Genomic DNA, 13,076 nt, shown 5'->3' on the forward strand with positions numbered 1-13,076 from the left:
ATTCATGTTAAAAAAAATAATTAAACGACCGGTATTGGCCACCGTGATTTCTGTTTTATTGGTCATTCTCGGTGTTGTCGGTATGCTCAGCCTGCCCATTACCAAATTTCCCGATATTGCCCCACCTACTGTAATGGTGACTGCTGTGTATCCTGGTGCAAATGCCGAAACAATCGCACGTTCCGTCGCTCCGCCCATTGAAAATGCTATTAATGGCGTTGAAAATATGGATTATATTTCATCAACGGCGAGCAATGACGGTACATTAAATATTACGGTCATCTTTAAGTTGGGTACCGATCCGGATCAGGCCGCTATCAATGTCCAAAACCGTGTTGCGCAGGTGACCAACCAGCTGCCGGCGGAGGTGATCCAAAGTGGAATCACTACCTTAAAACGTCAAAATAGTATGATTGCGATGGTCACGCTGACAAGTAAAGATGGCGCCATGGATGATCTCTTTCTCGAAAACTACAGCAAAATAAATGTAGTACCTGAGCTTAAACGTATCAAAGGAGTAGGCGACGCAATGGTATATGGAAATAAGGACTACGCCATGCGCGTATGGTTGGATCCAAACAAATTGAATAGCTACAATCTGACTCCAAGTGATGTTTCGCGCGCCATCCAGTCCCAAAATCTGGAAGCAGCTCCGGGTAGGTTTGGTGAACAGAGCACAGAGGTGAAAGAATATGTAATGCGCTATAAGGGGAAATTCACCGAACCTCGGCAATATGGAGATATTGTTATCCGGGCACAGAACGATGGTTCGGTATTGCGTCTGAAAGATGTTGCCAAAGTAGAATTCGCAGCTTACAGCTATACCGTGGCATCCAACTATAACAAGAAACCTGCCGTTACCATGGCAATTTTCCAGATGAGCGGATCAAATGCCAATGAGGTACAAATTGCATTACAAAAGCGAATGGAAGAACTGCAGAAATCTTTTCCGGGAACGATGGAGTACAAAATACCATATGCAACCAAAGAATCACTGGATCAGTCGATTGACCAGGTTATTAAAACCCTGATCGAAGCCTTTATTTTGGTATTTATCGTGGTATTTATTTTCTTACAAGATTTTCGTTCAACTTTGATTCCGGCCATTGCCGTTCCGGTTTCCATTGTAGGGACATTTTTTTTTATGAAAATATTTGGGTTTTCAATTAATATACTAACGCTTTTCGCTTTGGTACTCGCAATCGGAATTGTTGTCGATGATGCCATTGTTGTTGTCGAAGCCGTGCATGCCAAAATGGAAAGGCGAAAACTAAAAGCTAAAGCCGCTACGATGTCTGCCATGGGGGAAATTTCGGGTGCTATTGTTTCGATTACGCTGGTGATGTCCGCAGTATTTGTCCCAGTTGCATTTATGGATGGTTCTACAGGGTTGTTTTATCAACAATTTGCGTTGACATTGGCGATCGCAATTGTCATTTCAGCCATAAATGCCCTGACATTGAGCCCGGCCTTATGTGCAATCTTATTGAAAACCCATGTGGATCATCCGGATGAAAATCGTAAGGTTACATTTAAACAACGTTTTTTTGCCGGATTTAATGCTGGTTTTGATAAACTTACTTTTCGTTATGGAAAAGCAATTCTAACGATGATCAAACGCAAGTGGATCGCATTTTTACTTTTGGCTGTGTTTGGTGGCTTGTTTGCCTGGTACTCCATGAATACTCCGAAAGGTTTTATCCCGGACGAAGATCAGTCGTTTATCATTGTGACGGCCAACCTGGCTGCCGGAACGTCGAAAGACCGGACCACCGTGCTGATGTCTGATACTGAAAACAAGTTGATGGCGCATCCTGCAGTTCGCGAGGTAATCTCCGTGAATGGTTTAAGTCTATTTACAGGAGCAATGTCTTCCGCTGCCGGTACTTTCTTTATTCGCCTGAAAGCTGAAAAAGAACGCGGGGAAGTGCACGATCTCGGAGCGATTATGGGCGAACTGCAAGGTATGCTTGCGCAGGATAAACGGGCCAACTTTCTTGTATTAAACACACCTACGGTGGACGGATTTGGTAATTCGAGTGGCATGGAGCTGGTTTTACAGGACAGAACAAATGCGGAATTGCAAAAACTTGGCAACATATCCTATGGTATGATGGGCGCATTGATGCAAAGACCGGAGATTGCCATGGCCTTTACCACTTTTGATGTTTCCTACCCACAATACGAAGTTGCTGTGGACGAAGCGAAGGCCGCACAGCTCGGTGTGGCTGTTAGTGATGTACTTGGCGTTATGCAAGGGTATTACGGCAGCATACAAGCTTCGGACTTCAATCGCTTCGGTAAATATTATCGTGTATTGGTACAGGCAACTCCGGAATCCCGCGTAGATGAAAAATCATTGCAGGGGGTGTTTGTGAAAAATAGCCGGCAGGACATGATCCCGATCAGTACGCTGGTGAGGATCCAACCCGTTACCGGTCCGGAGGTCGTGGAGCGTTTTAACTTGTTCAACGCATCAAACCTTACTGTAATGCCCGCTCCGGGATATAGTACGGGGCAAGCGATGTCAGCTATACAGGAGGTCGCCAGACAGCTGCTCCCACCGGGCTATACCTTCGATTACAAAGGCATGAGCCGCGAAGAAAACATGGCGACATCACAGACAACAATAATTTTTGTGCTCTGTATTGTATTTGTTTATTTCTTGTTATCTGCACAATATGAAAGCTACATATTGCCTTTTTCCGTACTGCTCTCCATTCCTGTGGGATTATCAGGCGTGTTTATCGGAATTGGTATGGCCGGAATCGCAAATAATATCTATGTACAGATTGCCATGGTGATGCTCATTGGGCTACTGGCAAAGAATGGAATTCTGATCGTCGAGTTCTCAAGCCAGCGCCGAAAAGCTGGAAAGAGCTTGATTGCGGCGGCGGTAGAAGGTGCAAAAGCGCGGCTAAGACCTATCTTAATGACCTCATTGGCTTTTATTACAGGAATTGTGCCGCTTGTTTTTGTTGTAGGACCTTCAGCAATGGGTAATCATTCCATCGGTTATGCTGCCATTTTTGGCATGCTGGTGGGGACGGTATTAGGGATATTCCTGACCCCCGTACTCTTTGTGGTATTTCAGTACTTCCACGAAAGATTGAATGGCCGTGAGCTGGATGAAAGTGAATGGGATTACTAATTAAGGATGATATAATATGAAACAGATAAAAAAAAATCTCCGGTATTGCATGGTGCTGCTAGCGACTATCACAGTGGTGCATGCCTGCCGCGTGCCACAATACGCTGGGAACGAGATGAAGCCGGTCGATCGTTATCGAAATCAGGAGGAGGCACAAGAACGCGATAGTAGTATCGCAAAGATATCTTATCGCGATTTTTTTAAAGACGATATGCTCATTTCTCTTTTGGACAGTGCATTGAAAAAAAATAATGATCTGAATGTTGCCCTGAAGCAGATTGAATTTGCTTCGGAAGGTTATAAACAAGCCAAGTGGCTGAATGTGCCGTTGTTAAATGCAAATCTTGCCAATGTGGGGATTAACCGCCCTTCCGACAACAGCATGAACGGTATGATGGCCAGTCAGTTTATGGGACAAAAATATACCATGGATTACACATCATCCATTCAGCTATCCTGGGAGGCCGATATCTGGGGGAAATTGAAAGGACAAAAGCAGGAAGCCTTGGTGGATTTTCTTAAAACACAGGAGGCAGCGCGCGCGATTAAGACACGTTTGGTGGCTGAGGTCGTTCAAGGGTATTACAATCTGTTGCTGCTGGATCGACAGTTGGAGATAACAAGACGTAATCTGGAATTTGCGGATAGCACGTTATTCATCCTCAATAAACAGGTTGAATTGGGGCTGACAAATATGCTTTCCGTACAACAGCAAGAGGTGACACGGGATCAAGTTGCCAAACAGATTCCAGCAATTGAAGCCCGAATTCAAGTACAGGAAAATGCGTTGAGTATTTTAGTGGGTGAAGTGCCGGGGCCAGTAAAAAGAACTACCCGATTGGATCAGGCCCAGTCGCCGACAAGTCTCTCACTGGGGGTTCCTGCAAATCTGTTGAGCTACCGACCGGATCTGCGCAGTAACGAATTGGATGTCCGACGTAGCCTGGCCTCCATACACATCGCCCGGGCAAGCATGTATCCAAATCTAAATATCACTGCTCAGGGCGGATTAAATGCATTTAAAGCCCATAACTGGTTTAATCTGCCCGGCTCACTGTTTGCCGCCGCAACCGGAAGTATCGTACAGCCGATTCTGAATGGAAGACAGCTAAAGACACGTTTAGAACAGGCAAAAATTACGAAGGATCAAATGGAACTGAATTTCAAACAGACGATGTTAAAAGCAGTCGGTGAAGTGTCCGATGCACTGATTCAGCTTGAGAAATCAGAAGAACAACTGGAGACTTCCAACCGGCAGGTAGAACGCTCCGCGCAGCTCGTGCAGAATGCCTTGCTGCTTTATAAATTTAATGAAGCAACATACTTGGAAGTGATTGTGGCACAGATCAATCGCTTGCAGGCCGAACTGGATCAGGCTACGGTGAAATCACAGAAAATTAATGCCATAACATCCCTTTATCGTGCCTTGGGAGGCGGCTGGCTCTAATAGCAGCATCTTAATATACGAACGCAATGAAAACAATAAACATGCTGATTCTGATCAATCCAAGCCAAAATCGCCGCGAAACTGAAAAGATGGCCTACGCATGTAGTGCTGATCGGTTTATACTTATTGATGCCGATCTGGATTTTGCGGACCAGCTAGCCTTAATCCTTGAAAAAAGAAGGCAAAAAGTGGCTATCATACCGAACTTGGAAGGGTTGGAACAGCTGTTTTCAAATGTTGAAGATTTTCCTTACAGCATCGCCTTGAAATATTATGGGGCAAGCATAGGTCGGTAATTTGGATTTAAATTATAACAATAACTATGATACCTTATGTGCAACTTTTTGCGGTAGGCAGGGGAATTCTACTGCGACGGAAGGAACTTGAAACCTATATTTTTTTACTGGTTCCGACAGTGATATCCATTTCTTTTAATCTAGATGACAAGGTATTCACGATGATGGTGAAATCAACTAAAAAAGTAGATGAATTGATTATTCGTCTGATGGAGCAAAAAAAGTTGAAAATAAGCCTTTTGGACTTTGAAGAGGAGCCTGCTAAAAAAGGAGTTTTTTAGAAAAGTTATTCCGGAAAGATATTGATCCTAACGATCTTCGGAAATATCTTTCCGGACATAATGTCTAACTGAAAATGCCATTCTCAGCCGTTAAAATTACTGGGGTGCCATCTGTAATCATGATGGTGTGCTCATGTTGTGCCATGTAACCTCCTTTGTCGCCAACCATCGTCCAGCCATCATTTAATTCAGTAGCATAAGTGGAGTTGGTGGAAATAAAGGTTTCGATAGCAACGATAGTATTTTTCTTAAACCGTCTCTGGTCAAATCTATTCTTATAGTTAAGTAATTCATCTGGCTCTTCGTGTAAGCTGCGTCCGATGCCATGTCCACCTAGATTTTTGATCACTTTATAACCTCTCTTTTTTGCTTCTGTTTCCATTAGCTGGCCAATGTCCGCAATTTTAACACCACCACGGATATTTTTTATGGTTTTTTGAAGTATTTCCTTTGAAGCGTCTACCAATTTCTGATGGTTATGAATATCCTGGCCAATTACAAAAGAAGCCCCGTTATCAGCCCAAAAACCATCCAGCTCAGCCGATACGTCAATATTAATAAGATCTCCTTCCTGTAATAAACGGTCCGCAGTAGGAACACCGTGACAGAATTCGTTGTCTACACTGATGCAAGTCCAGCCCGGGAAGTTATAGGTCAACGCTGGTGCTGATTTGGCACCATATGCTGTTAATATCTTTGCTCCATATTCATCTAATTCTTTGGTTGACATGCCTACCTTGGCATAATCACACATCGCTTTAAGCGTTTTGGCGACTGCCACACTCGCTTTTTGCATTCCGGTCAATTCGTTCTCGTTGGTAATAGACATGGTGCTTTTTTGTGTTTTAGCTTATTGAATTAAAGATAAACAAAGGTCTAAAAAAAATAGATAATCCCATAAAGAAAAACAGGATAACGGTTGTGTGAAGATTTATGGGAGTTTTGGTATAAGAAAGACCTGCTTTCGTATAAAATCTCCACTGGCGATAGTTTAAAATGATAGATTTGTGAGCAATTCTCGGATGAATATAAACTGAGATGCGACCGAATTTTGGGTGCAATTTTAAATTTATAACATGAAAGCAAAGCAGATATTGATTTTTAAAAGCTCTGTAAGAACAAAGGAGAAGAAGACCTTCCTGATGCAGTTGTTAAAGCTCCATCTACCGCAGATACAGTCGGCTACCTTGGATCTGGATGATGAAGATGCCATCTTCCGGGTAGAAACCGAGGACTGTTCCGTAGATCTATTGACAGCTTTGTTGCACAGACATGGTATAAAAGTTGATTTTCTGGACCGCTTTGTCCTTGCTTAGTCCTATTCAGACCGCCGTACAGATGATCTTACAATAGCCCGCCCGTATACTGCTTAAAAAACAGCTCGCGATAGATATCGCCAATCGGGATTTCGAACTTGTCTATGTATATCGTATGGTTGTCGAAAGAATCAATAAAGAATAAATTGATCAAATAAGATTTGCTGACCCGAACAAATATATGGGCCGGTAGTTTTTGGTGAATGGTTTTCAGATTCATTGCTGTAATCAGTTTGTTGGTACGGGTATAGATGACCACATAATCTTTGAGTGCTTCAATAAATCGAATATCACCAAATAAGATTTTATAGTATTTTCGGTCCGATTTGATAAATACAGCATCTTCATTCACATCTTCAAAGGTGTTTTGATTTTCTTTTAAATTGAGCAGATTTTTATAGCTAAACGCTTTATCAATTGCCTTGGCCAGACGATCTTTTTTTATTGGTTTAAGCAGGTAATCAAGCGCATCCAGCTCAAAGCCCCGCAACGCATATTGGGCATAGGCTGTCGTCAGTATCACCAGGACATCTTTCGGTAAGGCCTGTGCAAAATCCAGTCCGTTGACGGTGGGCATCTCAATGTCCAGAAAGACAAGGTCAACAGATCCTGTTGCGAGATATTCCTTGGCAGCTAAGGCATTGGAAAACTCGCCGAGGATTTCTATGGATGAAATTTCTTCGACCAGATTTCGCATTTCTTCCCTTGCTAAGGGTTCATCATCTACAATGATACAGTTCATAATGGAATTTTTAATTTTACCTGATACAACAGGTCCTTTTTTGATATGTTAAGTTCGTAATTATTGCCATACAGCAAATCCAGCCGTCTTTTAGCATTGACTAATCCCAGTCCACCGTATTTAAGATCAGTATTCGAAAAATTTGGATCGCTCGAATTTTCACATTCAAAACAAAGTTGCCCGTCGGTCTGTGTAAAGTGAATAGCAATAAAGGTATTTTCATTGTGTATATTGACACTATGTTTAATCGCATTCTCAATAAAAGCGGTAAAAAGATGTGGCGGCAGAAAAATACTTTGTTTTTCGAGTTCCGCGGCACAGGAAAGTGAGGTTTTCAAATTATCCCGGCGTATTTCCTCAAGTTTTAGAAAATTGAAAATAAAGTTTATTTCGGATTTTAAGAGTGTTTTATCTGCATCATTTTCATACAGCTGGTACCGTAGAAAATCGGATAATTTGATAATAACCTCGGTGGCCATACTCGGGTTTTTCCGAATCAAAGCCTTCACATTATTGAGCATGTTAAACAAGAAATGTGGCTGAATCTGGTTCTTTAGTGCGTTTAACTCCGTTGTAAGCGCCAAGTTTTTTAAATCTGAAATGCGTTTATTGTCTTCGATCCAACGTTTAAAAAGTTTAAACGTGGTGGTGGTCAAAATGATGGGAACACAGATAAAAAGACCGCTCACAAAACTCATGGTATTGGTTCGTTGCCTTTCAATTGTCGGGATATGGATACTAAAGATATAGATTGCGATCTGCATGACAACAAGCAGGCTCGCTGTCACCAGTAAAATGAGCAATACAGTATAGATTTCATATTTTCCCCTGAAAAAAAACTGTGGTATCAATACGTACATATTGATATAGAACATTGCGACGAAAACTGTCCAAAGCGCCAGAGAGAAGTAGGTCTTATAATTTCCTAAAAATTGTGCATTTGTATTGGCATTGGCAAAAAGAAAAAGCAAACCAATTAAAAACAGGCCATGTCGTAAAAATCTGAATTTCTTTTCCGTTAGGTAGCGTAAAACAATACGGTTGTTGCAGTCTAGCATATTGATCTGGTTTATTGACCCTGATTTCGCAAATGTAACTTTTTTTGTTTCAAAATGATTTTGTTTTATATGAACAGTGCTTTTTTTTATACCAAAGTGAAATCGGTAGGTAAAACGGATAAAAGCTCTTTTAATGCTACCCGCCTTTCGTATAAAATATTGCCCCTTTTGTATAAAAAATAAAATGAGCGTTTCCGATTGATCTATTCTTGTAAGACGCTGGCTGCTCCGTTCTAATTTCCGAAAGAGCAGTTTTTCGGATTGCCTTTAATTGAAAAAGAATAGATAGACAAAAAACGAATATCCACATGAAAAAGAATCTGGTGTTGCTTGGGAGCTTTGCTTTTATATGCAGCGGTTCAGCACAGACCAAAGATAGTATTCCCCAAAAAGTACAGGCCATTGTAGCCGACAAATTTCCTGCTGCGCGGGTGCTAAATCTAAGTTATGAATATAACGGCGGGTACAAATATTCATCCAATGCTAAAGGGGGCGTCATTACGCAAGGTAAGGTAGAGTCATTCTATCAGGCTGGCGGGAGCTTGAATGTCAATTTTTTAAACCGGCGTAGCTGGACGTTAGGTACTAACCTCGGTTATCAGTATTCTTCGTTTAATATCCAAGAATCTGATTTCAGCATGTGGCCGCAGAAAATGCGTACACAGGATTTCCATTACCATTACGAATCACTTAATTTCTCTTACTTCTCAAAATTATTTGGAAAAATGGTTATTTATTCCGCCAGTTTCATGACGGATGGAAGCGATAGGGGGATTGAACGGATGCGTGGGATATTGACCGGAACATGGGTGCTAAAAGCAACTCGGGATGTACAAATGACAATCGGCTTACTTGGGTTTATTGATCCTGGGGCAATTATTCCTGTTGTTCCTACCTTCACTTATAAGCAGCAATATCGCAATGGCTGGATGATAGATGTGCTATTGCCAAAAGGCGCCTACGTCCGAAAAACAATGCTGCGAAACGGTCGCCTTTCGCTGGGGGCAGATCTCAGCACGACGACATTCTACCTCAATGATTTTTGGGGATCAGATAAGATCTATACCTTTAGTCAGATGGAGATCAACTCGGGATTGACCTACGAACATAATTTGGGAAGATCATTTATAGCAACGCTCAAATCTGGTATGAAGACCATTCCGAGGTCAAGGATATTTGAAAAAAGTGAAAGGCAAAATAATTATGTATGGGAAGCTTCTGCGGACCCGTCGTTTTATCTCAATGCTGGACTTTCTTTTAATCCCTTTGCAAAAAAAAGACGTTAGTGAAGGGCTGATCATCGGCAAAGCAATTTGACGGGATTGTACAAAAATTTACTCAGTTTCTTGGATTATTTATATTGTTTTAGTGTTTGAACATTTAAATATTTGCTATATTTATTTTATAAATAGAAATTAAAATAAGGTTAATCGTATGTATACTGCTTTCTAGATTTAATTTCTTTTATCAAATTTGAGTGATACTAAGCCCGTAATAGGGCATTTGAATAAATAATCAAGTAAAAAAAAGAAAATGGCATTATTAGAAACCCTTGAATGGCGTTATGCGACCAAAAAATACGATTCAACAAAGAAGGTTGATCAGAAGGACGTAGATAAAATTATCGAAGCAGCACGAATGGCGCCGAGCTCCTCGGGATTGCAACCTTTCCGTGTTGTGTTGATTACAGATCAACAATTGAAGGAGCAAATTGTACCTGTAGCTTGGGGACAGCAAATTATTGCAGAAAGCTCTCATCTTTTGGTTTTTGCGGCATGGGATAAATACACAGATGAACGTATTGATGCAACTTTTAACCAGATGAATAACCATAGAGGTTTACCATTGGATACAACTGATGATTACAAAAATAAATTAAAAAGTATGTTTGCCGCGCTTACTGAGGAACAGCAGGCAGCGCACGCTGCGAAACAGGCTTATATTTCTTTTGGAATGGCCATCGCGCAAGCTGCAGAATTGAAAGTGGATGCTACACCAATGGAGGGGTTTTCCAACGGTGAGCTGGATAAGTTATTGGGATTAGATAAATTGGGGCTAAAAAGTGTTGTTCTGCTACCATTAGGTTACCGTTTGGGTGAAGAGGATTGGTTGCTGAAATTGAAAAAATTTAGATTGCCTAAAACTGAGTTTTTGATTGAACTACCTTAATAGTACGAAATTGAAGTGTTGTAACAAGAGCACGATTTGATTGTAATCTCTAACAATACACAAAAAGGGGCCTATTTATGCCCCTTTCTTGTATATTTATACCGCGTTAACTGAGTAAATTAAAATTGATATGCGACACTCCCGAGGATATTTCTAGGCATTTGAGGATTTACAGTAGTCCAACCTTTGAAATAGGTTTGGTTGGTCAGGTTGTTTCCCTTTACCGCAAATTCAAAATGTTTATACCCATAAGAGAGGCTTGCGTTAAATAGTGTATATGACGGTAGTGTAAAAATACCAGTAGGTACACTGTTGGTAATCAGATTTTCACTGGCATAATTCAATCCCGCCCCGATACCGAGACCTTTGAGTATTCCTTTTTGTAGAATATAGTTGGCCCATAGGTTCGAAAGATGTTTTGGCCCTGCTTCTGTTGGACGTAAATTATTCACATTTTCAGCAGCTTTTGTCGTTTTGCTATCATTAAAACTATAACTAAATATAACATTCAGGCCTTGGACCGGAGCAGCTGTTAAATCAAAATCTATTCCCCGGCTTAAACGTGTACCATCTTGAACGGTAATATTGTAGGACTCCCCATCAATAACTCTTGCTTCAGAGCGCAACATATTATCAACGGTAATATCGTAGTAGCTTGCCGTTAGACCAAGTTTATTATCGAGCAGATTAAATTTAACCCCGGCTTCCCATTGCGAGGCCTGCTGTGGTTTAAAGTCTCCTGATATACTTGGATGTGGTTGTACGACAGGAGCAACATTCTTGAATCCGTTTTGATAATTTGCAAAAAATGAGACTTTATCTCTGATAAATTCATAGACTAAACCTGCACGTGGAGAAAATGCGGTTTGATTGAACGTCCCCGTTGTGGTGTCTTTGTCAAAATTATAAGTTCCCTGATTGTCAAAGTAATCCATACGTAGAGCAACATTCAGATGTAACTGCGGAGTGAGATCCAAAACATCGGAGACATAGGCGCCCAAGACCTGATTACGGCTTCTCGTATTTGTTTTGGCTCCTGTTGAAGCGGCTATTGCTGCATCAATATTTGCTACATTGAATTTAGCATATCTTGGATCATCAAAAGAAGTATTGAGCTGATCAAATAAGATATAAGGTGAATTATGACTTTCGGCTTGTTGGAAAAGATAGTCGATGCCAACGAGCAATCTGTTTCGGAGTTCCCCGAGATGAAAGTCCCCGACAAAATTTTGCTGTGCATTGAAATTGCTGGCGGTGTAGTTCTGGTCAGCGACATAGCGATTGATCAATGTATCGTTATTCGCCTGGAGATACATAACATATTGAAAATAACCGTCTGATTTACGTCTATTGTAATTTGCTGTTGTATAGGAGGTCCATTGTTCGTTGAAACGGTAGGTGACGTTGCCCCTTACATTCGTGGTGGGATTTTTAAAGGTCACGTCGTCATTCGTATACGATTTACCGAAATCAAACTGTAGTTCATCGGGCGTCCTCGCAAATAACTGGCGTGAACGATTGAGAAATACCATTAATGGATTGGTCGCCTTGTTTTGAAAATGCTCGAAATCCAATTGGATGTCAAGTTTTTCACTTGGTCGGTAGAGTAATGAGGGGGCGATAAAAAATGATCTGTTGAAACCCGCGTCCTGATAGTTGCCGACATTGGTAAGTGCTGTATTCACACGGCCCAGAAGCTTTTTATCCGCAGTTAGCGGACCAAATACGTCCGCAGTAAGACGATGCTGTGCATAACTGCCAAAAATATAATTGACACGACCACCGACAGTATCCAATGGCTTCTTGGTGATATTGTTAATTAGTCCACCAAATCCAACTGCGGCTCCACCGTAAAGTGAACCTGAGGGCCCTTTGATCACCTCTATGGATTCAAGATTGGCCGGATCTGGACTGGTGCTAGCGATTCCAACCACACCATTAACCATGGCAGTCTGTGTGCTAAATCCTCTCAATGTGTAATAGGTGACTCCATCACCAGGTCTTCCTGTTGAAGCCCATAATTTGTCAATACCTGAAACATTCGCCATAGCATCGTCGTAATTGGTGTTAAGCTGGCTCTTTAATAATTCTTTGGTAACGACAGCGTAGGATTGGGAGTTTTCAAGGTTGTTAAGTGGCATCTTCGAAACGTAAATACTTTGTTTCCGAGTGTATTTATTGGATCCATTTCCATTAATAACAATCTCTTGTAGGGTAGATTGGTTTTCGTTGAGGTAAATATCTGGAATCCGGTTTTTGTCCTCTACAATTTGGATTGTACGGGTCAAAGACTGTAAGCCCAAGGCTGATATCTCCAGTCTGGCTTCGCCCGGCTTTAAAGATTTAAATTGATATGAGCCGTTGGTTCTCGTTGATACGGTGATGTCTTGCGGGTACAATTTTACTGTAATACCTGAGATAGGTTTGCCATCGGAGGAGAAAATTTTACCGTAAATTTCGGCTTTGTGCTGTCCTTGGGCAAGTAGGGTGCCCGGAATAAACAACAGGAGGTAGATGATAATTTTATTCATGTTGGTTTGTAGTCTTAATTAGATTAATTATAAACAACGCAAAGGTATTACTCCTGTGATATTTTTCAAAGTATTATTTATTTAA

The 13,076-nt window shown here is 41.3% G+C and carries 11 protein-coding genes; 7 read left to right on the forward strand and 4 right to left on the reverse strand.

Annotated elements, in window-relative coordinates; all coding sequences use genetic code 11:
- Nucleotides 1-4 precede the first annotated feature (4 nt).
- Genes ABTV71_RS10690 through ABTV71_RS10705 form a run of 4 tightly spaced genes read left to right on the forward strand, consistent with a single transcriptional unit; the run spans nucleotide 5 to nucleotide 5,175 of the window.
- Nucleotides 5-3,151: an efflux RND transporter permease subunit gene (locus ABTV71_RS10690; protein WP_433903164.1), complete on the forward strand. Its 3,147-nt coding sequence runs from the start codon at nucleotides 5-7 to the stop codon at nucleotides 3,149-3,151.
- Between the two features lie 16 nt (nucleotides 3,152-3,167).
- Complete coding sequence (locus ABTV71_RS10695) at nucleotides 3,168-4,598, forward strand: TolC family protein (RefSeq protein WP_220700018.1); 1,431 nt, start codon at nucleotides 3,168-3,170, stop codon at nucleotides 4,596-4,598.
- Nucleotides 4,599-4,624: 26 nt separating this feature from the next.
- Complete coding sequence (locus ABTV71_RS10700) at nucleotides 4,625-4,894, forward strand: hypothetical protein (protein ID WP_433903165.1); 270 nt, start codon at nucleotides 4,625-4,627, stop codon at nucleotides 4,892-4,894.
- Between the two features lie 26 nt (nucleotides 4,895-4,920).
- Entirely contained in the window at nucleotides 4,921-5,175 is a 255-nt protein-coding gene (locus ABTV71_RS10705; RefSeq protein WP_433903166.1) for a hypothetical protein, read from the forward strand.
- A 64-nt stretch (nucleotides 5,176-5,239) separates the two neighbouring features.
- On the opposite strand, the gene map is transcribed toward ABTV71_RS10705, so the two are convergent.
- On the reverse strand, nucleotides 5,240-6,004 hold the full coding sequence (map, locus tag ABTV71_RS10710; protein WP_433903167.1) for a type I methionyl aminopeptidase: 765 nt from the start codon (nucleotides 6,002-6,004) through the stop codon (nucleotides 5,240-5,242).
- Between the two features lie 247 nt (nucleotides 6,005-6,251).
- Between map and ABTV71_RS10715 the strand changes: the two genes are divergently transcribed.
- Nucleotides 6,252-6,491 carry a hypothetical protein gene (locus ABTV71_RS10715; RefSeq protein WP_104382394.1) on the forward strand — a complete coding sequence of 80 codons (240 nt, stop codon included), beginning with the start codon at nucleotides 6,252-6,254 and terminating at the stop codon, nucleotides 6,489-6,491.
- 28 nt (nucleotides 6,492-6,519) lie between these two features.
- On the opposite strand, the gene ABTV71_RS10720 is transcribed toward ABTV71_RS10715, so the two are convergent.
- Nucleotides 6,520-7,233, reverse strand: a complete 714-nt coding sequence (locus ABTV71_RS10720) for a LytR/AlgR family response regulator transcription factor (RefSeq protein ID WP_433903168.1) — start codon at nucleotides 7,231-7,233, stop codon at nucleotides 6,520-6,522.
- A complete protein-coding gene (locus tag ABTV71_RS10725) occupies nucleotides 7,230-8,291 on the reverse strand; it encodes a sensor histidine kinase (RefSeq protein WP_121121813.1) in 1,062 nt (353 codons plus the stop codon). Before ABTV71_RS10725 ends, ABTV71_RS10720 begins: the two co-directional genes overlap by 4 nt.
- Before the next feature lie 308 nt (nucleotides 8,292-8,599).
- On the opposite strand from ABTV71_RS10725, the gene ABTV71_RS10730 reads away from it, so the two are divergent.
- Both ABTV71_RS10730 and ABTV71_RS10735 read left to right on the forward strand, forming a co-directional pair.
- Entirely contained in the window at nucleotides 8,600-9,577 is a 978-nt protein-coding gene (locus ABTV71_RS10730) for a hypothetical protein (RefSeq protein ID WP_433903169.1), read from the forward strand.
- Nucleotides 9,578-9,824: 247 nt separating this feature from the next.
- On the forward strand, nucleotides 9,825-10,460 hold the full coding sequence (locus ABTV71_RS10735; protein ID WP_433903170.1) for a nitroreductase family protein: 636 nt from the start codon (nucleotides 9,825-9,827) through the stop codon (nucleotides 10,458-10,460).
- Nucleotides 10,461-10,579: 119 nt separating this feature from the next.
- Here ABTV71_RS10735 and ABTV71_RS10740 read toward each other — a convergent pair whose 3' ends face one another.
- On the reverse strand, nucleotides 10,580-12,991 hold the full coding sequence (locus tag ABTV71_RS10740; protein ID WP_433903171.1) for a TonB-dependent siderophore receptor: 2,412 nt from the start codon (nucleotides 12,989-12,991) through the stop codon (nucleotides 10,580-10,582).
- Nucleotides 12,992-13,076: the final 85 nt, after the last annotated feature.

The organism is Sphingobacterium puteale (assembly GCF_050986225.1).
GTDB lineage: Bacteria > Bacteroidota > Bacteroidia > Sphingobacteriales > Sphingobacteriaceae > Sphingobacterium > Sphingobacterium puteale.